Source organism: Caldimonas sp. KR1-144, assembly GCF_049446155.1.
Classification (GTDB): Bacteria; Pseudomonadota; Gammaproteobacteria; order Burkholderiales; family Burkholderiaceae_C; genus Rivibacter.
In genome coordinates, this window is record NZ_JBMSEE010000008.1 from 237,744 (window position 1) to 259,384 (window position 21,641).

At 65.8% G+C, this 21,641-nt stretch carries 17 protein-coding genes, 2 tRNA genes and 3 rRNA genes (1 of these 22 only partly in view); 10 read left to right on the forward strand and 12 right to left on the reverse strand.

All coding sequences use genetic code 11. From position 1 onward, the window contains the following. The 5 genes from ACO2TI_RS18770 to rrf form a co-directional block, all read left to right on the forward strand. Positions 1–314, forward strand: a 16S ribosomal RNA gene (locus ACO2TI_RS18770); it begins 1,217 nt to the left of the window's first position. Between the two features lie 142 nt (positions 315–456). Beyond that, a tRNA-Ile gene (locus tag ACO2TI_RS18775) sits at positions 457–533 on the forward strand. Positions 534–541: 8 nt separating this feature from the next. Continuing rightward, a tRNA-Ala gene (locus ACO2TI_RS18780) sits at positions 542–617 on the forward strand. A gap of 225 nt (positions 618–842) precedes the next feature. Beyond that, positions 843–3,716, forward strand: a 23S ribosomal RNA gene (locus ACO2TI_RS18785). A 127-nt stretch (positions 3,717–3,843) separates the two neighbouring features. Next, positions 3,844–3,956: ribosomal RNA gene (gene rrf, locus ACO2TI_RS18790) — 5S ribosomal RNA — on the forward strand. Together the 16S, 23S and 5S rRNA genes with 2 tRNA genes alongside form the textbook arrangement of a ribosomal RNA operon. A gap of 125 nt (positions 3,957–4,081) precedes the next feature. Here rrf and ACO2TI_RS18795 read toward each other — a convergent pair. Further along, positions 4,082–5,779: a long-chain-fatty-acid--CoA ligase gene (locus ACO2TI_RS18795; protein ID WP_423286702.1), complete on the reverse strand. Its 1,698-nt coding sequence runs from the start codon at positions 5,777–5,779 to the stop codon at positions 4,082–4,084. A 58-nt stretch (positions 5,780–5,837) separates the two neighbouring features. Next, a complete protein-coding gene (locus ACO2TI_RS18800) occupies positions 5,838–6,554 on the reverse strand; it encodes an FFLEELY motif protein (protein WP_423286703.1) in 717 nt (238 codons plus the stop codon). A 152-nt stretch (positions 6,555–6,706) separates the two neighbouring features. On the opposite strand from ACO2TI_RS18800, the gene ACO2TI_RS18805 reads away from it, so the two are divergent. Genes ACO2TI_RS18805 through ACO2TI_RS18815 form a run of 3 tightly spaced genes read left to right on the forward strand, consistent with a single transcriptional unit; the run spans position 6,707 to position 9,842 of the window. Beyond that, positions 6,707–7,255 carry a hypothetical protein gene (locus ACO2TI_RS18805; RefSeq protein ID WP_423286704.1) on the forward strand — a complete coding sequence of 183 codons (549 nt, stop codon included), beginning with the start codon at positions 6,707–6,709 and terminating at the stop codon, positions 7,253–7,255. Continuing rightward, positions 7,252–8,880 (forward strand): GMC family oxidoreductase N-terminal domain-containing protein, encoded by a 1,629-nt coding sequence (locus tag ACO2TI_RS18810; RefSeq protein ID WP_423286705.1) that lies wholly within the window; start codon positions 7,252–7,254, stop codon positions 8,878–8,880. Before ACO2TI_RS18805 ends, ACO2TI_RS18810 begins: the two co-directional genes overlap by 4 nt. Positions 8,881–8,891: 11 nt before the next feature. Continuing rightward, a complete protein-coding gene (locus ACO2TI_RS18815) occupies positions 8,892–9,842 on the forward strand; it encodes an esterase/lipase family protein (RefSeq protein WP_423286706.1) in 951 nt (316 codons plus the stop codon). Here the strand turns inward: ACO2TI_RS18815 and ACO2TI_RS18820 are convergent. Next, on the reverse strand, positions 9,752–10,663 hold the full coding sequence (locus ACO2TI_RS18820; protein ID WP_423286707.1) for a DUF6962 family protein: 912 nt from the start codon (positions 10,661–10,663) through the stop codon (positions 9,752–9,754). The two genes, ACO2TI_RS18815 and ACO2TI_RS18820, sit on opposite strands and share 91 nt — an antisense overlap. A 43-nt stretch (positions 10,664–10,706) precedes the next feature. Then, positions 10,707–11,837: a 4-hydroxyphenylpyruvate dioxygenase gene (hppD, locus tag ACO2TI_RS18825; protein WP_423286708.1), complete on the reverse strand. Its 1,131-nt coding sequence runs from the start codon at positions 11,835–11,837 to the stop codon at positions 10,707–10,709. Positions 11,838–11,958: 121 nt separating this feature from the next. Here hppD and ACO2TI_RS18830 point away from each other — a divergent pair, with 121 nt between their 5' ends. After that, the gene (locus tag ACO2TI_RS18830; RefSeq protein WP_423286709.1) at positions 11,959–12,441 is read left to right on the forward strand and encodes an Lrp/AsnC family transcriptional regulator; all 483 of its coding nucleotides are present in this window, start codon (positions 11,959–11,961) and stop codon (positions 12,439–12,441) included. A gap of 80 nt (positions 12,442–12,521) precedes the next feature. Here the strand turns inward: ACO2TI_RS18830 and ACO2TI_RS18835 are convergent, their stop codons facing one another. The 3 genes from ACO2TI_RS18835 to ACO2TI_RS18845 form a co-directional block, all read right to left on the reverse strand. After that, on the reverse strand, positions 12,522–13,394 hold the full coding sequence (locus tag ACO2TI_RS18835) for a transporter (protein WP_423286710.1): 873 nt from the start codon (positions 13,392–13,394) through the stop codon (positions 12,522–12,524). 156 nt (positions 13,395–13,550) lie between these two features. After that, on the reverse strand, positions 13,551–13,871 hold the full coding sequence (locus ACO2TI_RS18840; protein WP_423286711.1) for a c-type cytochrome: 321 nt from the start codon (positions 13,869–13,871) through the stop codon (positions 13,551–13,553). A 14-nt stretch (positions 13,872–13,885) separates the two neighbouring features. Continuing rightward, positions 13,886–15,595, reverse strand: coding sequence for a PQQ-dependent dehydrogenase, methanol/ethanol family (locus tag ACO2TI_RS18845; RefSeq protein WP_423286712.1), 1,710 nt, complete (start codon positions 15,593–15,595; stop codon positions 13,886–13,888). A 164-nt stretch (positions 15,596–15,759) separates the two neighbouring features. Here ACO2TI_RS18845 and ACO2TI_RS18850 point away from each other — a divergent pair, with 164 nt between their 5' ends. Beyond that, entirely contained in the window at positions 15,760–16,959 is a 1,200-nt protein-coding gene (locus ACO2TI_RS18850) for a helix-turn-helix domain-containing protein (RefSeq protein WP_423286713.1), read from the forward strand. Between the two features lie 14 nt (positions 16,960–16,973). Here the strand turns inward: ACO2TI_RS18850 and ACO2TI_RS18855 are convergent, their stop codons facing one another. The 5 genes from ACO2TI_RS18855 to ACO2TI_RS18875 form a co-directional block, all read right to left on the reverse strand. Further along, positions 16,974–17,702 (reverse strand): ABC transporter ATP-binding protein, encoded by a 729-nt coding sequence (locus ACO2TI_RS18855; RefSeq protein WP_423286714.1) that lies wholly within the window; start codon positions 17,700–17,702, stop codon positions 16,974–16,976. Then, positions 17,699–18,451: an ABC transporter ATP-binding protein gene (locus ACO2TI_RS18860; protein WP_423286715.1), complete on the reverse strand. Its 753-nt coding sequence runs from the start codon at positions 18,449–18,451 to the stop codon at positions 17,699–17,701. Before ACO2TI_RS18860 ends, ACO2TI_RS18855 begins: the two co-directional genes overlap by 4 nt. Continuing rightward, positions 18,448–19,482 carry a branched-chain amino acid ABC transporter permease gene (locus tag ACO2TI_RS18865; protein ID WP_423286716.1) on the reverse strand — a complete coding sequence of 345 codons (1,035 nt, stop codon included), beginning with the start codon at positions 19,480–19,482 and terminating at the stop codon, positions 18,448–18,450. Before ACO2TI_RS18865 ends, ACO2TI_RS18860 begins: the two co-directional genes overlap by 4 nt. Before the next feature lie 7 nt (positions 19,483–19,489). Then, the gene (locus tag ACO2TI_RS18870; protein WP_423286717.1) at positions 19,490–20,371 is read right to left on the reverse strand and encodes a branched-chain amino acid ABC transporter permease; all 882 of its coding nucleotides are present in this window, start codon (positions 20,369–20,371) and stop codon (positions 19,490–19,492) included. Positions 20,372–20,432: 61 nt separating this feature from the next. After that, on the reverse strand, positions 20,433–21,602 hold the full coding sequence (locus ACO2TI_RS18875) for an ABC transporter substrate-binding protein (protein ID WP_423286718.1): 1,170 nt from the start codon (positions 21,600–21,602) through the stop codon (positions 20,433–20,435). Positions 21,603–21,641 lie beyond the last annotated feature (39 nt).

Genomic DNA, 21,641 nt, shown 5'->3' on the forward strand with positions numbered 1-21,641 from the left:
ACGTCATACAATGGCCGGTACAGAGGGTTGCCAACCCGCGAGGGGGAGCCAATCCCAGAAAACCGGTCGTAGTCCGGATCGCAGTCTGCAACTCGACTGCGTGAAGTCGGAATCGCTAGTAATCGCGGATCAGCTTGCCGCGGTGAATACGTTCCCGGGTCTTGTACACACCGCCCGTCACACCATGGGAGCGGGTTCTGCCAGAAGTAGTTAGCCTAACCGCAAGGAGGGCGATTACCACGGCAGGGTTCGTGACTGGGGTGAAGTCGTAACAAGGTAGCCGTATCGGAAGGTGCGGCTGGATCACCTCCTTTCTGGAAATGCACTCAATTTCTTGCGCCCACACTTATCGGCTGTTTTGTTGGCAACAGTGAGTGGAGCGTCAATCGGCTGAGCGACAGCGCTTGCGAGGCGAGCGATTGACGCAAGGCGGCCCCGAGGCTTCACAAGGTATTGGGGTCTGTAGCTCAGTCGGTTAGAGCACCGTCTTGATAAGGCGGGGGTCGTTGGTTCGAATCCAACCAGACCCACCATCTTTGATGGGGGATTAGCTCAGCTGGGAGAGCACCTGCTTTGCAAGCAGGGGGTCGTCGGTTCGATCCCGTCATCCTCCACCATCCGGTCGTCGCACAGTTCAGATCATGTTGTGATCTGAACTGTGCGGCCGATTTTCGGCTGTTGTTCTTTAACAATTCGTAGAGTCGAATCAGCGTTGTCGGCGGAAACCGCGTCATGGCGGACCGTGCCGCCGGCAACATTTTGATTGCGTCACCAGATCCAGGCGAAAGTCTGGATACGGCATGAACATTACTCTGAGACGGTCCTTGGCGCTAAGAATATAGGGTCAAGTGACTAAGTGCATGTGGTGGATGCCTTGGCGATTACAGGCGATGAAGGACGTGATAGCCTGCGATAAGCTTCGGGGAGCTGGCAAATAAGCTTTGATCCGGAGATTTCCGAATGGGGAAACCCACCCGCAAGGGTATCGGCATCTGAATACATAGGGTGTCGAGGCAAACCGAGTGAACTGAAACATCTCAGTAGCTCGAGGAAAAGACATCAACCGAGATTCCGAAAGTAGTGGCGAGCGAAATCGGATCAGCCTGCGCGTTTTAGCAGTCGACTTATCAGAACAGTCTGGAAAGGCTGGCCACAGCGGGTGATAGCCCCGTATGAAAAAAGTCGGTTGTGGAACTAGGCGTGCGATAAGTAGGGCGGGACACGTGTAATCCTGTCTGAAGATGGGGGGACCATCCTCCAAGGCTAAATACTCGTAATCGACCGATAGCGAACTAGTACCGTGAGGGAAAGGCGAAAAGAACCCCGGGAGGGGAGTGAAATAGATCCTGAAACCGCATGCATACAAAAAGTCGGAGCCCGCAAGGGTGACGGCGTACCTTTTGTATAATGGGTCAGCGACTTACATTCAGTGGCAAGCTTAACCGAATAGGGAAGGCGCAGGGAAACCGAGTCCGAATAGGGCGTTCAGTCGCTGGGTGTAGACCCGAAACCAGGTGATCTATCCATGGCCAGGATGAAGGTGAGGTAACACTTACTGGAGGTCCGAACCGACTAGTGTTGCAAAACTAGCGGATGAGCTGTGGATAGGGGTGAAAGGCTAAACAAACCTGGAGATAGCTGGTTCTCTCCGAAAACTATTTAGGTAGTGCCTCGCGTATTACCTTCGGGGGTAGAGCACTGTTATGGCTAGGGGGTCATGGCGACTTACCAAACCATTGCAAACTCCGAATACCGAAGAGTACAGCGCGGGAGACAGTGCACCGGGTGCTAACGTCCGGACACAAGAGGGAAACAACCCAGACCGCCAGCTAAGGTCCCTAATATTGGCTAAGTGGGAAACGAAGTGGGAAGGCTAAAACAGTCAGGATGTTGGCTTAGAAGCAGCCACCATTTAAAGAAAGCGTAATAGCTCACTGATCGAGTCGTCCTGCGCGGAAGATGTAACGGGGCTAAGCCAGTAACCGAAGCTGCGGATGCACAGCAATGTGCGTGGTAGGAGAGCGTTCTGTAAGCCTGTGAAGGTGGGTTGAGAAGCCTGCTGGAGGTATCAGAAGTGCGAATGCTGACATGAGTAGCGTTAAAGGGGGTGAAAAGCCCCCTCGCCGTAAGCGCAAGGTTTTCTACGCAACGTTCATCGGCGTAGAGTGAGTCGGCCCCTAAGGCGAGGCAGAGATGCGTAGCTGATGGGAAACAGGTCAATATTCCTGTACCGATGTGTAGTGCGATGTGGGGACGGAGAAGGTTAGCTCAGCCGGGTGTTGGATGTCCCGGTTCAAGCGTGTAGTCGTGCTGCCTAGGCAAATCCGGGCGGCTTAGATGAGGCGTGATAACGAGGCGGCTTGCCGCTGAAGTGAGTGATACCCTGCTTCCAGGAAAAGCCACTAAGCTCCAGCTACACACGACCGTACCGCAAACCGACACTGGTGCGCGTGATGAGTATTCTCAGGCGCTTGAGAGAACTCTGGAGAAGGAACTCGGCAAATTGACACCGTAACTTCGGAAGAAGGTGTGCCCTTAGTAGGTGAACCTGTACAAGGGGAGCCCAACGGGGTCGCAGAGAATCGGTGGCTGCGACTGTTTAATAAAAACACAGCACTCTGCAAAGACGAAAGTCGACGTATAGGGTGTGACGCCTGCCCGGTGCCGGAAGATTAAATGATGGGGTGCAAGCTCTTGATTGAAGTCCCGGTAAACGGCGGCCGTAACTATAACGGTCCTAAGGTAGCGAAATTCCTTGTCGGGTAAGTTCCGACCTGCACGAATGGCGTAACGATGGCCACACTGTCTCCTCCAGAGACTCAGCGAAGTTGAAATGTTTGTGATGATGCAATCTCCCCGCGGAAAGACGGAAAGACCCCATGAACCTTTACTGTAGCTTTGTATTGGACTTTGAACAGATCTGTGTAGGATAGGTGGGAGGCTTTGAAGTGCGGTCGCTAGATCGCATGGAGCCAACGTTGAAATACCACCCTGGTGTGTTTGAGGTTCTAACCTTGACCCGTTATCCGGGTTGGGGACAGTGCATGGTAGGCAGTTTGACTGGGGCGGTCTCCTCCCAAAGCGTAACGGAGGAGTTCGAAGGTACGCTAGGCACGGTCGGAAATCGTGCTGATAGTGCATAGGCATAAGCGTGCTTGACTGCGAGACTGACAAGTCGAGCAGGTACGAAAGTAGGACTAAGTGATCCGGTGGTTCTGTATGGAAGGGCCATCGCTCAACGGATAAAAGGTACTCTGGGGATAACAGGCTGATACCGCCCAAGAGTTCATATCGACGGCGGTGTTTGGCACCTCGATGTCGGCTCATCTCATCCTGGGGCTGTAGCCGGTCCCAAGGGTATGGCTGTTCGCCATTTAAAGAGGTACGTGAGCTGGGTTTAAAACGTCGTGAGACAGTTTGGTCCCTATCTTCCGTGGGCGCTGCAGATTTGAGGAAGCCTGCTCCTAGTACGAGAGGACCGGAGTGGACGCACCTCTGGTGTATCGGTTGTCACGCCAGTGGCATTGCCGAGTAGCTAAGTGCGGAAGAGATAACCGCTGAAAGCATCTAAGCGGGAAACTCGTTCCAAGATGAGATCTGCCGGGGCCTTGAGCCCCCTGAAGAGTCGTTCGAGACCAGGACGTTGATAGGCTGGGTGTGGAAGCGCAGTAATGCGTTAAGCTAACCAGTACTAATTGCTCGTGAGGCTTGACCCTATATTCTTGACGCAGCAAGGTCTGTCGTCAGAGTAAATGCCGACTGGGTCGCAATCGAAATATCGCTGACAAGACTCTACGAATTGGCTGTATTGCAGTGTTTGCTGCAGTACGGTGACCGGTTAAGCCTGATGACCATAGCGAGGTGGTCCCACTCCTTCCCATCCCGAACAGGACAGTGAAACGCCTCAGCGCCGATGATAGTGCGGATTCCCGTGTGAAAGTAGGACATTGTCAGGCTAATAACGAGAAACGCCCGACCAGAAATGGTCGGGCGTTTTGCTTTTCAAGGTGCGAGTTTCGATCCGAAATTTCGATCATCGATTCCCGTGGCCGGTCCCTGAATGGACCGGCCCTTGCAGCCCTCAAGCAGCGCTGCGCAGTTCCCTTCGCAGGATCTTGCCGACATTCGACTTCGGCAGTTCGTCACGGAACTCGATGTACTTCGGGCGCTTGTACGCGGTGAAGTTCTGTTTGCAGTACTCGGCCAAATCTTCCTCGGCGAGCGCCGGATCCTTCTTCACGACGTAGAGCTTGACCGCCTCGCCCGAGCGAGCGTCGGGAACACCAACCGCCGCGCATTCGAGTACGCCGGGATGCAGCGTGATGACCTGCTCGATCTCTGTCGGATAGACGTTGAATCCCGACACCAGGATCATGTCCTTCTTGCGGTCGACGATCTTCACGTAGCCGCGCTCGTCCATCACGCCGATATCGCCCGACTTGAAGTAGCCGTCTTCGGTCATGACCTTGGCCGTCTCGTCCGGGCGATTCCAGTAGCCCGCCATCACTTGCGGGCCGCGGATACAGATCTCGCCGGGTTCGCCGAAGGGCAGGTCGCGCCCCTCGTCATCGCGGATCGCGATCTCGGTCGAAGGGATCGGCATGCCGATCGTGCCGCTGAACTCATGCACATCGAGGCGATTGCTGGTCGCCACGGGCGAGGTTTCCGACAGTCCATAGCCCTCGACCACCGGGCAGCCGGTGATCTTGAGCCACTTCTCCGCCGTGGCCTGCTGAACCGCCATCCCACCGCCGTTGGACACTACCAGCTCGGAGAAGTCGAGCCGCGCGAAGTCGGGGTCGTTTGCCAGCGCATTGAACAGCGTGTTGACGGCCGGGAACATGTTGATCTTGTGCTTGCCGAGCGTCTTGATGAGCCCGGGCAGGTCGCGCGGATTGGGGATCAGCAGGTTCGTCGCACCCAGGCGCGCGCCCATCATGTAGCAGATGGTCAGCGCAAAGATGTGATACAGGGGTAGCGCGCAGACGATCGTCAACGGTTTGCTGCCGAGCGTGTCGAGCTTCGGCTTGAACCACGCTTCCGTCTGCAAGATGTTCGCGACGACGTTGCGATGCAGCAGCGTCGCACCCTTCGACACACCCGTCGTGCCCCCGGTGTACTGCAGGAAGGCAACGTCGTTCGGACTGATCTGCGGCCGCGCCAAAGGCAGTCGCGTACCTTCCGCAATCGCCATGTTGAACCGCACGACGGTTCGTCCATCGCCTAGCGGCAGCTTGAACGGCGGCACCATCTTGCGCACATGGCGCACGACGAAGTTGACCAACTGGCCCTTCCAGAACCCAAGCTGGTCGCCCATCGAGGCAAGGATCACATGCTTGATGGGCGTGCGATCAATCACTTCCTCGAGCGTGCCGGCAAAGTTCTCGAGGATCACGATCGCTTCCGCGCCGGAGTCCCTGAGCTGATGCTCGAGCTCGCGAGGCGTGTACAAGGGATTCACGTTGACCACCGTGCAGCCGGCTCGCAGCACCGCGGGAATGGCGATCATGTACTGCGGCAGGTTGGGCATCATCAGTGCGACACGTGCGCCACGCTTGATACCGCGCGCCTGCAGCCACGCTGCCAACGCCGACGAAAGCTCGTCAACCTCGCGGAAGCTTAGCGGTGCGTCAAGGCAGATGGCGGCCGTTCGACTGGCGTGCTGGCTGAAGGCGCGCTCGAGCAGATCGACCAGGTTGCCTGCAGACGAGAGATCAAGCTCGGCCGGAACGTTGGGCGGATAGTTCTTCAACCAGGGCTTGACGACCTGCATGTCCATGACGGCTCCGAAGCAAGATGCACTCGAAAGGCATCTTGGTGTGCCCCCTTGAGGAGAGCTACGGTAATTGCACCAACGCGGGGTGTCGCCCAGGTGCCAGCGGCGCGGGATCGAACAGTGCTGCAACCATCGCGCTCTCGCGCTCGCCGATCAGGTCGAGGAAGACCTGCGCGCCGTGCATCGACTTGAAGGTGTCGAAGCCTGATTCGAGGAAGTGCTGCAACGAGCTGAGCCCGGCCACGCGTGCCGGCCCGCGCATCATCCGCAGGCTCGCGAACAGCATCGGCATCCGCGTATAGCGGTCGAGCGCGAATCCGATCTCGCGCACCAGAGAAATCTGAGCCTCGCGATCCGTCCGGCGCCCGACGGCCTGCCATGCGCGCACGTAGTCGATCGCATCCAGCGCGCCGGCCTCTGTCGACCGCGGCAAGGCGAGCGCCATGGCGCCATCGAGCTCCTCCGAGAGCGCATGCAGGCGCGTCAACGCCTTGACGGTCGCGACAATCTCGCCCGGAAACAGCCGCACGAGCGCCGGGACGACGCGCTCAAACTGATGATCGCGTTCGGTGAAGTCCTGGGGCCCGTAGAGTTGGTCGAGGAAGAAGTGCGTCGCCGGGCCGAACCGCGTCGACGCCAGCAGGTCGGCATAGGTATGCCGAAAGCGCGCTTGCTGGAAATGCTTGATCTCGAGGACGCGACTGGCAAGGCGCGCATCGCTCGCGCGCGCGTCGCGCTCCTGTGCCACGCGGGCCAACTCATCGAGGATCTCGTTCACCGCGGCGGCTGTCGAGGACGGTGGCGGCATGCTGTGGCGTGTCGGGCGTCGTGTGGGGGTATGCCAGGAGGCCAAATAGAGGCACTCGCCGAATGCCTTCCTGGCGAATGATGCAACACTCGCCCGCCATGCCGAATCTTCGTGAACCCGCCATGCCTGCACCCGCGGTGCCGGCTGCCCGCGGCGTCCCGCAGCCCACCCGTCGTCGTCTACTGCAGCTAGGCGCCGGTGCCGCCGTCGCGCTCGCCCTGGCGGGCACTGGCGCCGCGCTGTGGTCGCCAGGATGGCGCGAGGGGCGCTTGAGCCCGACGGCCCGGGCGCTGTTCGCCAGTGTCGGCGGCGTTGTTCTCGAGGGCAGCCTGCCCGCCGATCCCGTCGACCGCGAGCGGGCGCTATCCGGGATGGTCGAGCGGCTCGAAGCCGCCCTCGCCGGCCTGCCGCACGCTACGCGCGCGCAGCTCTCGCAGTTGCTGGGCCTGCTGCAGATCGGTCCTGCGCGACGCTGGCTGTGCGGCCTCGACAAGCCTTGGACCGATGCCGCCCCGCACGACGTCGAGCGAGCCCTCGTGCGCATGCGCACGGCCGACGATGCGCTGCGTCAGCAGGTCTATCAGGCGCTGCGCAGCCTCGTCAGTGCCAGCTACTTCAGCGCTCCGGAAACCTGGGCCCAACTCGGCTACCTCGGGCCGGTCGCGCTGTGAGCCGCCTGCCCGATCCGATCCGCGAAGGCCTCGACCGCGGCTGGAAGGTCTTCGGCGGCTCGCACGCCGGCGCGCGTGCGTGGCCGTCGACGGCCATGAGCTGCGACGTGGCCATCATCGGCAGCGGCGCCGGCGCAGGTATCACCGCCGAGCTGCTCACGCAGGCAGGCCTGGACGTGGTGCTGGTGGAGGAAGGGCCGCTCAAGTCGAGCAGCGACTTCCGCCAGCTCGAAAGCGACGCCTACCCGACGCTCTACCAGGACAGCGCCGCCCGCAAGACCGCCGACCAGGCGATCAACATCCTGCAGGGGCGCTGCGTCGGTGGCTCGACCACCGTCAACTGGACCAGTTCGTTCCGCACGCCCGAGGCCACGCTGGCGTACTGGCAATCCGAGTTCGGCGCCGGTGACGATTACCGCGCCGAGGCGCTTGCACCGTGGTTCGAGCAAGCCGAACGCCGCCTGAACATCGGGCCCTGGCTGGCGCCGCCGAACGAGAACAACGACCTTCTGCGCCGCGGCGCCGCTGCGCTCGGCATCCCGGCCGCCGCGATACGGCGCAACGTGCGCGGCTGCTGGAATCTCGGCTCGTGCGGCATGGGCTGCCCGACCAACGCCAAGCAGTCGATGCTGGTGACCACGATCCCGGCCGCGCTCGATCGCGGCGCTCGACTGTTGGTCGAAACCCGTGCCGAGCGGCTGGAGCTGCGCGGTGATCGCATCGAGGCGCTGCAGTGCGTCGCGGTCGAGCCTGACGGCCAGGCGCGTGACGGTCCCCGACTGCGCATCGTCGCGAAGCACTTCGTCGTCGCGGGCGGCGCGATCAACTCGCCGGCGCTGCTGATGCGTTCCGAGCTGCCCGATCCGCACCAGCGGCTGGGGCGACGCACGTTCTTGCATCCTGTCGTGATCTCGGCCGCTCACTTCGACCAGAAGGTCGAGGGCTGGGCGGGCGCCCCCCAGACGATCTACTCCGACCACTTCCTCGAGACGCAGCCGATCGACGGGCCGATCGGTTACAAGCTCGAGGCGCCGCCCATCCATCCGGTGATCTTCGCGTCGACCTTGCCCGGCATCGGGCCGGAGATGGCGGAGCAGCTCGCGGCGCTGCCGCGTACGCACGTGCTGCTCGCCTTGCTGCGCGACGGCTTTCATCGCGAGTCGCCCGGCGGCCAGGTACGGCTTCGCGGTGACGGCAGCCCCGTACTCGACTATCCGCTGACCGACTTCGTGATGGAAGGCGCGCGCCGCGCGCTGCTGTCGATGGCCGAGATCCAGTTCGCGGCCGGTGCGCGCGAGGTCCAACCGGTGCACGAGCGCGCTCATGCCTACCGCAGCTGGGCCGAAGCGCGGCAGGCGATCGCGAGCCTGCCGATGAAGCCCTTGATGACGCGCGTCGTCAGCGCCCACGTGATGGGTGGCTGTGGCTTGGCCGGCGACGCCAGCCGAGGCGTCGTCCGCCCGGACGGCCGCCATTGGCAGCTCGAGAACCTGTCGGTGCACGACGGCTCGGTGTTCCCGACGAGCATTGGCGCCAATCCGCAGCTGTCGATCTACGGCATCGTCAACCGCATGGCCACGCTGCTCGCGCGAAGTCTCGCGGGCCGTGCCGTGCAGCTTGCCTGAGCGGCGCAGCGATGCTGGCGCGGTTGCAACGCTTCACCCAGCTGGTGCTGTTGCTGCTGGCGGCCGCGTGGGCCGGCGCGGCGCTGTCGCGCGGCCACCCCTGGATCGCCGCGATCGGCGCGGCGCTGATCCTCGGCAGCTTCGTCATGGTCCTGGCGTTCGAGTTCGTGCTCGTCGCGCTCGTGCATGGAGACGATCCGGCGCCGCGGCCGTCACCGTGGGCGCTGCTGCGTGCCTGGCTGACGGAGTGCATCACATCGGCACGCGTGTTCGGCTGGTGGCAGCCGTGGCGTGCGGCGCGCTGGCCGGATCTCGATCACTCGGCGGCCGCAACCGGCCTCGTGTTCGTGCATGGCTATGTCTGCAACCGTGGCTTCTGGACGCCGTGGATGGAGCGCTGCCATCGCGAAGGCCGACCCTTCGTGGCGGTGAGCCTCGAGCCCGTGTTCGGCAGCATCGACGCGATGACGCCATCGATCGACGCCGCGGTCAGGCGGCTTCAACACGCGACCGGACGCGCGCCGATCATCGTTGCGCACAGCATGGGCGGGCTCGCGGTGAGGGCGTGGCTGGCCGACATGGCCGGAGCCGCGCAGCGCGTCGCCCATATCGTGACGATCGGGACGCCCCATGCCGGCACCTGGCTCGCGCGCTGGGGCCTCACGCACAACGCGCGGCAGATGCGTCCGGGTTCCGACTGGCTACGAGCCCTCGCGGCCAAGGAAGAGCGCCGGGGCCTGACGCGCGAGCGCAGGCGCTTCACGTGCTTTCATGGGCATGCCGACAACATCGTGTTCCCGCCGCGCCGCGCGGTGATCGACGGCGCCGCGGTTCACCACCTGCCGGCGACGCCCCACGTCGCGATGGCCTATCACCCTGCCGTGGTGGCCGAGGTCGAGCGGCTGCTGCACTCGGCCGATGCGCTGACCGACAAGGGCGCTATCGCTTCGGCAACGGGCTGATCGGCCGGCTGCGTGCTCCGCGCCGCGGCATGCGCGAGCCAGCCGATGCAGGCGCCCAGCATGACATGGCTTAGCGCCATGCCGCCGAACCAACCGGCGGTGGCGTGCCAGATCGCTGCGTCGGCCACCCCGGCGCACTCTGCCAGCGCGTAGAGCCCCAGCGCGACCAGCCACTGCCGACCCGCCAGGCCGCGGCTCGGCAGGCCCCAGACGACCAGCGGCATCAGCACCACGGGCAGGCACTGGAGCGCCAGCATCCAGCGCAAATCGTCCACGCCGGCGCCCAGCGTCCATGCGGCCGGCCCGGCCAGCGCGGCGATGGCCAACGGCGCCGTGCGCGCCGCCATCGGCCCCAGCCGCTCGGCCACGAAGATGAGCGACAGCACGCAGCTGGCACTGCCGATCAGCGCGTGCACGAACATGAAGCGCCGGTCATCGGGCTGGGCGTGGTAGCTCGCGCCAGCCACGGCGGCCATGGCCACCAGCGAAAAGAACAGCGCCCACGCGCCCATCAGCGCCCCGAGATGGCGCCGGCGAGCACAGGCCGCGCTGCCGAACACCGCTGCCGCCAGCAGAGGCAGGTGGCTCCAGACATTGGCGGCGCCGGACTGACCCAGCGCATCGGCTTGCCGGTGGGCATCGGCCGCCAGCGGAACCGCACCATGCGCAAGCAGGCCCGCCGTCCCAGCGAGAAGCGTCGCGCCCATCATCACCTTCGCGGCGAGCCGCGACATCTGCTGTGCAGGCTTCGCGCGGCCATCGATGACGGGACTGCTTTCGTTCATGCAGACCAGTGTCGGCCGCACGAATCCGCCCGACATCACCCATTGGGTGGCACCCCGAAGGGGGATGGCTTCGCGCCGATCAGCGCTCGGTCTTGTCGGCGCCCTTGTCCGCGCTCTGATCGGCCGTCAACACGCCGCGGCGCATCTGGTCGAGCTCGATGCTCTCGAACAGCGCCTTGAAATTGCCCTCGCCGAAGCCCTGGTCGCCCTTGCGCTGGATGAACTCGAAGAAGATCGGCCCGAGCTGGTTCTCGCTGAAGATCTGCAGCAGCAGCGCACCGGCCTTGCCGTCGATCAGGATCTTGCGCTTGTGCAGCTCGGCGACGTTCTCGCCGTGACCCGGAATGCGCTTGTCGACCAGCTCGTAGTAGGTGTCGATCGTGTCCAGCAGCTTGACGCCGTTGGCGCGCAGCGCGTCCACGGTGCGCAGCAGGTCGCGCGAGCCGAGCGCGATGTGCTGGATGCCCTCGCCGCGATAGAGGTCCAGGTACTCCTGGATCTGGCCGGCCTTCTCGTTGCCCTCTTCGTTGATCGGGATGCGGATCTTGCCGCAGGGGCTGGTCATGGCCTTGCTCTTCACGCCGGTGACCTGGCCTTCGATGTCGAAGTAGCGGATCTCGCGGAAGTTGAACAGGCGCTCGTAGAAGTCGGCCCACTCGGCCATGCGCCCGCGGTGCACGTTGTGCGTGAGGTGGTCGATGTACGTGAGTCCGTGGCCGGGCGGATCGAGTTCGGCATCGGGCAGCGGCTCGAAGTCGACGTCGTAGAAGCCGATGTTTCCGATGTCGCCTTCCTTCGCGCCGTTCTTGCCGCGCCACTTGTCGACCAGATAGATCAGCGAGTCGCCGATGCCCTTGATCGCCGGGATGTTGAGCTCGCCCGGCGCGGCCGTGCCGGCATAGCCCCAGGCACCGAGCGAAACCGCGCGCTCGTAGGCCGCCTTGGCGTCGCGCACGCGAAACGCGATGGCGCAGATGCTCGGACCATGCAGCCGCGCGAAGCGCTGCGCAAACGAATCCGGCTCGGCGTTGACGATGAAGTTGATCTGGCCTTGCCGGTACAGCGTCACGTCCTTGTGGCGATGCTTCGCGATCGGCTTGAAGCCCATGCGCTCGAACAGCGCGCCCATCGCCTTGGGATCCGGCGCGGCGTACTCGATGAACTCGAAGCCGTCGGTGCCCATCGGGTTGTCCCAGGTCGTGGTTTGCATTTGCTGCCTCGCTGTACCGGTGCGGTGAAGCCAATCACTGTATAGGCGCGCGAATGCAGTTTTTCTCCGATTCCAGCCTCCTCATGGTCTTGTGGCGCAGGAATCATGCAAAATCTACCAGATGGACGCTGTCATCGATCTCGACGCCGTGGATCGGCGCATCCTTCGCGCGCTGCAGACCAATGGCCGCGCCACCTACGACCAGCTCGCCGCCGAGGTGCAGCTGTCGGCCTCGGCGACGCTGCGGCGCGTGAAGCGCCTGGAGGAGATCGGCGCGATCGCCGGCTATGCGGCGGTGGTGCCGCCCGAGCGCGTCGGGCTCGGGCTCACCGCCTACATCAACGTGCGCCTGGCCAAGCACACCGATTCGCCGCGGCGCAATCCGCGCGAACTGTTTCGCGCCGCGGTGCAGGCCTGGCCCGAGGTGGTGGAGTGCGTCGCGCTGACCGGCGAGATGGACTACCTGCTGCGCGTGGTCGTGCAGGACATGGCGCACTACTCGCGCTTCATCATGGAAACGCTGCTCGCGCATCCGAGCGTGCAGGACTGCAAGACCAGCTTCGTGATGGAGCGCATCAAGACCGTCAGCGCGACGCCGGTCTGAGCAGCGACCCCCACGCTCGCATGGCTCGCTGCCCCCCGAGGGGGCGGGCCGGGCTTGGGGCGGCCCGGCGCCCGGCCGGCTTAGAAGACCTGCAGCAGCCGCAGGTTGACGCGGTTGTTCTCCTTCAAGCCCTCTCGCACGGAGAGATCGCGCCCCCAGGTCACGAGCAGTTGCGTCGTCGGCCCGACGAACCACCCCGAGCCGAGCGCGACCTTCGAGGTAGACAGCCGGTTGTCCTGATCGACGCCGTCGATCCTGATCTCGCCGCCCGAGACCTGCGACAGGCCCAGGCGCAGGTCCAGCGTCGGCGAGACGTGGTAGCGCAGCCAGGCCTGCGCCTGGTAGAGCGGCTTTTGCTTGAGCGTCTGGCTCGCGGGGCCGAAGTCGTCGTTCTTGCCGTACAGCGTCGCGTCGGCCGCAAGGTCGAGCGTGACGCTGCGGCTCAGCGGCGTGATGTAGCCGAGCTGCAGTGCGAACTTCCAGCGGTTCTCGCCCAGGTTGAGCGGCGAGTTGCGGTCGTACTTGCCGGTCGGTGCATAGATGAAGGGCGTGATGCCGAAATAGGTCCCGGCCTTGGCGTCGTTGATCAGCCAGGCGGTGGCGGCGAGGATCAGGTCGGCAGCGCCGCTGGCGTCGCCGAGCGCGGGCTCGAGATCGTCCTTGGCCTCGAGCTTGCCGAAGGGCAGCAGGAACTGCGGGTCGACCGTGATGCCGCCGATCTCGGTGAAATAGACGCCGCGCAGGATGCCGATGGTCGAGTCCAGGCCGGCATTGATCGGCACCCGATCGCCTCCTGCGTAGAGCGCGTCGCGCTTGGCGAACTGCGCATAGGCGATGCCGAGCTTGGTGCCGGCCGGCAGGGCCGTGTAGTCGCCGGCATCGATGTCGATGGCATGGGCCGGCGCGGTCGCGACGAGCGCGGCCGCGGCGGCGGCAAGGGCGGTGCGTTGCATGGGTGGTCTCCTGGCGCGCGGCGGCGCCGGTTTCGTGGGACGAGCCGGCCCGCGGGCGGGCCGTGCGGCCCGTCCGAGACATCGGCATGGGAAACGGATGCGGGCGCGTCGGCCCGCGGCGTGTCAGCTGCGGCCGCGATCGGCGGCCGCGTCAGTTCAGGAGCCGCCGCCGGCGCTGACGTACAGCCACAGCGACTCCAGCTCCTGCGGCTTGAGGGTCGAGCCCCAGGCCGGCATTGCGCGCACGCCCTGGGTCACAGAGCGTTCGAAGCGGTCTTTCTGGTCCTTGGGAAAGGTGCGCAGGTCGAAGCTCACGCCGGTGTTGACCATGTTCACGCCGTGGCAGCGCGCGCAGTAGCTCATGTACAGCGAGCGGCCCTTGGCCGCGCTGGGTTCGGGCGCGTCCTGCGCGTATGTCGGCAGTGCGCACGCCAGCGAGGCGGCCAGCGCGAGCTTCGAAGCGATGAATCGAATCAAGCCTGGCTCCTCGCTCAATCGATCAGCTTGAAGGTCCACACCGACGAGCCCGCCGGGACGTTGCCCAGCGCCGGGTCGCCGGCCAGGAAGCCGTAGACGTGCGCGGCGCCGCTGGTGACGGTGACGTACTGCTGGCCGTCGAGCTCCCAGGTGATCGGCAGGCCCGAGATCCCCGAGCCGGTCTGGAACTGCCACAGCTTCGCGCCGGTGTCGGCGTCGTAGGCGAGGAACTCGCCGGTCTGCGCGCCGGTGAACACCAGGCCGCCCGCGGTCGAGAGCACGCCGGCCCACTGCGGCGACTTCAGCGCGACGCGCCAAAGCGGCTTGCCGGCCACTGGGTCCCAGGCCACGAGGCCGCCGCGCATGCCGTCGTCCGGGCCGACGAAGCCGCCCAGATCGAGGCCCAGGTACCACGCGCCCTGCTTGTATTCGGGCTTGGCGTACTTGACCTTCATGCCGACTTCCACGGTATTGAAGAAGGCGCGCTTCTTCGCCGGGTCGAAGCTCATCGGCATCCAGTTCTTGCCGCCGAAGGCGCTCGGCCACACCTCGACCTCGGGCGACTCGACGTTGGCGCGCACCGTCTTCGTCATCTCGGTGTCGATCGGCCGGCCGCTCTTCGGATCGATGCCGCTGGCCCAGTTGATCTTCTTCGCGAACGGGCTCGCGCTGAGCAGCTGGCCGTTGGTGCGGTCGAGCACGTAGAAGAAGCCGTTGCGGTTGGCCTGCATCAGCACCTTGCGCGAGCTGCCGCCGATCGGCAGCTCGGCGAGCACGAGCTCGTTGGTCGCGTCGTAGTCGTAGGGGTCGCCGGGCGAGGTCTGGTAGTGCCAGGTGATCTTGCCGGTGGCCGGGTCGATCGCGAGGATCGAGCAGATGTACAGCGCGTCCTTGCCGCGCCAGGCCGGGTTCCACGGCCCGCCGTTGCCGGTGCCCCAGTAGACGAGCTTGAGCTCGGGGTCGTAGGTGCCGGTCAGCCAGGTCGGCGCGCCGCCCTTGTCGAAGCGGTCTGCGTTCCAGGTCTCGCTGCCCTTCTCGCCCGGCGCGGGGATCGTGTAGGTGCGCCACTTCTTCGCGCCGGTCTTCAGGTCCCAGCCGTCGAGGAAGCCGCGCGTGCCGTATTCGCCGCCGCTGATGCCGGTGATCAGCGTGTCGCCGGCCACGAGCGGCGCATGGGTCATGCTGTAGCCCTGCTTGTAGTCGGCCACCTGCTGCTTCCACAGCGTCTTGCCGCTGGCCATGTCGATGGCGAGCAGGTGAGCGTCGATCGTCGTGCGATAGAGCACGCCGTCGAGCGCCGCCATGCCGCGGCTGTGGATGCCGCAGCACAGGTAGCCCGCGATGTCGGCGGGCAGCTCGATCGGCGCCTTCCACTTCTGGCGGCCGGTGGCGGCGTCGATCGCGACCGTCGCGTTGTGCATCGCGACGTACATCGTCTTGCCGATCAGCAAGGGCTGCGTCGACGCGTTGGTCGAGTTGTCCAGGCTCAGATTCCAGGCCGGCACCAGGCGCTTGATGTTGGCCTTGTTGATCTTGTCGAGCGCCGAGTAGCGCTGCTGGCTCCAGCCCATGCCATAGGTGGTCACGTCGCCCGGGCTCGCGGCATCGCGCTTCAGGTCGTCGAGCGACTGGGCGCGCGCGGCGGTCGCGGCGAGCGCGAGCGACAGCGCCAATGACAACGCCAACGACGGCTTGGTGGTGAGCCGCGTGAATGGGGAATGCATGTTGGTCTCCTCGACTGCTTATCGGAATCTCGGCTGCGTGCCGGCGCGAGCGCGGCATCGCAGGCTGTACCTTAAGCAGCGGCTTGCATAGAGCCAACTTGGGTAGTTTCCCTAGCGCTCAACTGTTCCGCTTCAAGACAGATTGGCGGCCGAAAGGCGCAGCCATGACCTCGTCGTCCAGCCACGCAGCATCGCCTGCCGGCCCCTTCTTCGCCACGCGCGCACAGCGCATCGCACTCGCGCGCGAGCGTTTCTTCGAGGACGGCGTGCGGCCCTCGGGCCTGGTCTCCGAGGCGGTGATCCAGTCGTGGTCGCGCTGCCTGGGCGCGCGCATGCGCCCGAGCGAGCCGATCGGCTTCGAGATGGTCACGCGCGCGCGGGCGCACAGCGCCATCACGCGCAGCCGCGCGCTGCTGCAGGCCGCCGACGGCGAGCTGGCGCAGCTCGAGGCGGTGCTCGCCGGCACCGGCTGCCGCGCGCTGCTGACCGACCGCGACGGCGTGGTGGTGCACGTGACCCGCTGCGCCGACGCCGATCCGCACAGCGCGCTCTCGGTGGCCAGCCGCGTCGGCGTCGATCTCGGCGAAGCGCGGCTGGGCACCAACGCGCCCGGCCTCGTCGCGCGCAGCGGCGAAGCGGTCACCGTGCTCGGTGCCGAGCACTTCTTCAGCAGCGTGACGCCGTTCTTCTGTGCCGCCGCGCCGATCCGCAACGTGAGCGGCGAGGTGGTCGGCGTGCTCGACGTGACCCGCGAGGGCGAGCCCTTTCGCTTCGATGCCGCGTCGCTGATTGCCACCCACGCCGCCGGCATCGAGAACCGGCTGCTGATCGCGCAGACGCGCGACGCGGTGCTGCTGCGCTTTTCGACCGTGGCGCCGCTGCTGCACACGCCGTACGAGGGCCTGGCGGCCATCGGCGCCGACGGCCACATCGCGTGGGTCAACGCGGCCGGCGCGGCGCTGGTGGGCAACGCGCGCCAGTCGCCGATCGGCCGTTGCGTCGAAGAGGTGTTCGGGCTCGACCTCGGCCGCGTACTTGCGCTGGCCGGCTCGCCCGCGTCGCCGCACCGCCTGCCCAGCGGGTTGGGCCTGTGGCTCGAATCCCAGCCGACCGGTGAGGCGGCGCCGCGCCGCGTGGCCGTCACGATGGGCCTGCCCGCGCCTGCGCCAACGGCCGAGCCGGTGGCGCAGGCGCCCGAGCCGGAGCGCCCTGCCGCGTCGCTGCACGACGCCAACCGCGTGCTGATCGAGCGCACGCTCGCCGCCTGCGGCGGCAACGTGTCGCGCGCTGCGCGCCAGCTCGGTGTTTCGCGCGGGCTGCTTTACCGGCGCCTGCGGCAGAGCTTCGACGCCAACGAGGCTTAGCGCCGGCGCAGACCCTAGACGCCCAGGTGCCGGTGCAGTGCCGCGTCGTCGGCCGCCAGCGCGTCGCTCCTGCCTTCGAGCACCATGCGACCCTTCTCCAGCACGACGCAGCGGTCGGTGTGCGCCAGCACCGCGCGGTAGTTGCGGTCGACCACCAACGAGGCGATGCCGGTGGCGCGGATGCGCCCGAGGATGCGCCAGATCTCGGCCACGATCAGCGGCGCGAGCCCTTCGGTCGCCTCGTCGAGGATCAGCACGTCGGGGTTGGTCATCAGCGCGCGGCCGATCGACAGCATCTGCTGCTCGCCGCCCGAGAGCTGCTGGCCGCCGTGGTCGAGCCGCTCGGCAAGGCGCGGAAAGGTCTCGAGCACGCGCTCGTAAGTCCAGTCGCGCTGGCCGCGCACGCCGGCGCGCGCGGCCATCACCAGGTTCTCGCGTACCGAGAGGTTGGGGAAGATGCCGCGCCCTTCGGGCACGTAGCCGATGCCGCGCGCGGTGATGCGGTCGGCGCGCAGCGTGCGCGCGTCGCGCGTGGCATCGGTTCCGCGCACGCGGACCGTGCCGGCACTCGACCGCACCAGGCCCAGCATCGAGCGGATCAGCGTGGTCTTGCCCATGCCGTTGCGCCCCAGCAGGCCGACCGACTCGCCCGGCGCGATCGAGAGATCGACGCCGTGCAGGATGTGGCTCGCGCCGTAGTGCGTGTGCAGGCCCTGCACCTCGATCAACGCTGCGCCGCTCATGCGTGCTCTCCGAGATACGCCGTTTGAACTTCCGGGTTCGCGCGTACCGCGGCCGGCGTGTCGCTCGCGATCACGCGGCCGTTGACCATCACCGTGATGCGATCGGCGATGCGGAACACCGCATCCATGTCGTGCTCGACCAGCAGGATCGCGTGCCCGCCCTTCAGCTGCGCGAGCAGCGCCAGCATGCGGTCGGTCTCCTCCGCGCCCATGCCGGCCAGCGGCTCGTCGAGCAGCAGCACCTTCGGCGCGGTCGCCAGGCACATCGCGATCTCGAGCTGGCGCTTCTGGCCGTGCGACAGCGCGCCGGCGACCGCATGCGCGAAGGGCGCGAGGCCGGTCTGCTCGAGCGCGCGCTCGGCGGCCCCGGTGCTGGTGCGGCAGCCGCGCGCGGCGCTCCACCAGTCCCAGGGGCGCTGCAGGCGCGACTGCGCGCACAGCCGGCAGTTCTCGAGCACGGTGAACGACGGGAAGATCGTGTTGCGCTGGTAGCTGCGACCGAGGCCCGCCTGCGCGCGGCGCGGCTGGCTGAGCGAGGTGACGTCGTCGCCGAGCAGCTTGACGCTGCCGCTCGTCGGCGCGATCTCGCCCGACAGCACGTTGATCAGCGTCGACTTGCCGGCGCCGTTGGTGCCGATCACCGCGTGCACCGTGCCGCGCTCGATCTCGAGCGAGACGCGGTCCACCGCGACCAGGCCGCCGAAGCGGCGCGTGAGCTCGTGCGCGACGAGCCAGGGAGTGGCGCTCATGCGTGGGCCTCCGGAGCCGGTGCGGAAGCGGTTGCTGCCGTCGACGAACGCGGCGCGCCCGGTGTCCTTCTCAGTCGTTCACCGAGCCCCATCAGTCCGCGCGGCAGCGCCGCGACCGCGACGATGATCGTGAGCCCCAGCATCAGCTGCCAGTGCTTCGAGAAGCTGCCGAACACCGCCTGCGACTGGTAGAGCTCCTGCAGCAGCGTGAAGACGATGGCGCCCAGCACCGCGCCGCGCAGATGGCCCAGGCCGCCGAGGATGATCATCATCAGCACCGCGCCGCTCTGGTGCCAGCTCAGGATCTCGGGGTTCACGAAGCCGTCCTTGAGCGCGTAGAGAAAGCCTGCGAGTCCCGCGACCATCGCCGCGAGCACGAAGGCCGCGAGCTTGTACGGGTAGGTCGCGAAACCGGCGGCGCGCATGCGCTGCTCGTTGACGCGGATGCCCGCGAGCGCGCGGCCGAAGCGGCTGCGCAGCAGCAGCGCGAGCGCGACGAAGCACGCCACCAGGCACGCGAGCACCACGTAATAGAACGTGGCGCGGTTCTCCAGATCCAGCGGCTGCCAGCCGAAGATCGCCGTGCTCGGCTTGAAGTACAGGTAGATGCCGTCGCTGCCCTTGCCGACCGGCGTGTCGTGGAACACGTAGTAGGCCATCTGCGCGAAGGCCAGCGTGGCCATGATGAAGTAGATGCCGCGCGTGCGTAGCGTCAGCGCACCGACGATCGCCGCATAGGCGCCGGCCGCCAGCAGCGAGGCTGGCAGCACCAGCCACAGCGACGCCGCCTCGCTTTGCGGCGACATCAGCGCAACCACGTAGGCACCCAGCCCGAAGAAGGCCGCATGACCCAGGCACACCAGTCCGACCTGGCCGACCAGCAGCTCCAGGCTCAGCGCGAAGATCGCCAGCACCATGATCTTGACCGCGAGGTCGGTGTAGAAGCTGCTGCCCAGCATGGGCACCAGCGCGAACAGCAGTACGCCGACCACGACCGGCAGCAGCTGCGACAGCGTCAGGTTCTTCAGCATCTCGTCCTCACGCCGCCTTGAACAAGCCCTCGGGCTTCCACAGAAGAATGGCGGCCATCAACACGTAGACCAGCACGCCCGCCGCCTCGGGAAAGAACACCTTGCCGAAGGTGTCGACGAAGCCGACCAGCAAGGCCGCGAGCAGCGCGCCGCGCACCGAGCCGATGCCGCCGATCACCACCACGACGAAGCAGATGATCAGCACCTGGCCGCCCATGCCCGGATACACCGAGCTCACCGGCGCCGCGATCATCCCGGCCAGCGCCGCGAGCGCCACGCCCACCGCGAACACGATGCGATAGAGCAAGCGGATGTTGAGGCCGAGCGCCTGCACCATTTCGCGGTTGCTCGCACCGGCGCGCACGCGCATGCCCAGCCGGGTGCGCGCGATCACGAAGTACATGCCGGCCGCGACCGCGATGCACACCGCCGAGATGAAGAGCCGGTAGACCGGATAGGTCATCAGGTCACCAAGTGGCACGCTGCCGGCGAGCAGCGCCGGCGGCGCGACGCCGTGCACGTCGTCGCCGAGCAGGATGCTGCGCAGTTCCTCGAATACGAGGATGAGGCCGTAGGTCATCAGCACCTGCTGCAGGTGGTCGCGCTCGTAGAGGTAGCTGAAGAACACCCACTCGAGCACATAGCCCAGCAGCACCGCGAGCGGGATGCCGACCAGGAGCGTGACGAAGAAGCCGCCGCCCAGCCAGCGCTCGACCAGCGGCGCGAGCGCGTAGGCCATGTAGGCGCCGATCATGTAGAAGCTGCCATGGGCGAGGTTGATCACGCCCATGATCCCGAAGATCAGCGTCAGGCCGCTGGCGACCAGGAACAGCAGCAGCCCGTACTGAACCGCGTTCAGGCACTGGATCAAGAAGGTGGCGAGGTCCATCACATCGGGTCAAAAAAGGCGCGCTGCGACAGCGCGCCTTCGTTCATGAGCGCAAGCCGCCTTACATGCGGCAGCCGCGGGCCGGGTCGGCGAGACCCTTGACCGCGACGCCGCTGACCTGGTTGACCTTGCCGTCGACCTTGCGCAGGTAGATGTCCTGCACCGGGTTGTGGGCCTTGCTGATCGTGAACGCGCCGCGCGGGCTGTCGATCTTGGCCTTCTCGATCGCGGCGGCGAACTCGGCCTTCTTGCTCACGTCGCCCTTCACCGCGCCCAGGCCGATGCCCAGCATCTGCGCGGCGTCGTAGCCCTGCACCGCGTAGACGTCGGGCTGCAGCTTGTAGGCCTTGGCGTAGGCGAGGCGGAAGGCGTTGTCGCGCGGCGTGTTCAGGCCGTCGGCATAGTGCAGCGTGGTCAGCATGCCTTGCGCCGCATCGCCTTGCGCCTCGAGCGTGCCGTCGGTCAGGAAGCCGGGGCCGTAGAGTGGGATGTTCTTGTTGAGGCCGGCGCCGGCGTAGTCCTTGACGAACTTGACCGCGCCGCCGCCCGCGAAGAACGAGTACACCGCATCGGGCTTGGCGGCCGCGATCTCGGTCAGCAGCGCCTGGAACTCGACGTTGGGGAAGGGCAGCGTGAGCTGCTTGACGACCTGGCCGCCGTTCTTCTCGAAGGCCTCCTTGAAGCCGTTGACGGATTCGTCGCCGGCGGCGTATTTCCAGGTGATCGTGATCGCCTTCTTGTGGCCGCGCTTGGCGGCCACTTCGCCCATCGCGTAGGCCGGCTGCCAGTTCGAGAACGAGCTGCGGAAGATGTTCGGCGCGCACATCGGGCCGGTCACCGCGTCGGCGCCGGCGTTGGGCACGATGAGCAGGGTGCCGCTGTCCTTGGCGGCCTTGGCCATCGCCATCGCGACGCCCGAGTGCACGGTGCCGACGATCACGTCCACGCTGTCGCGCTTGATCAGCTTGTTGACGTTGTCGGTGGCCTTGGCGGGATCGGACTCGTCATCGACCTTCACGAACTCGATCTCGCGGCCGCCGAGCTTGCCGCCTTGCTCCTGCACGTAGAGGCGAAAGCCGTTCTCGATCGCGTTGCCCAGCGCGGCGTAGGTGCCGGTGTAGGGCAGCATGAAGCCGACCTTGACCTTGGCGCCTTGCGCATGCGCGCCGGTGGCGCCGATGGCGAACAGGGCCGCGGCGGCCAGAGTGGCGAAGGCGTGGCGTCGTTGCATGTTTGTCTCCTGGTGTGTTGTCGCTCGAGGGGGTGTCGT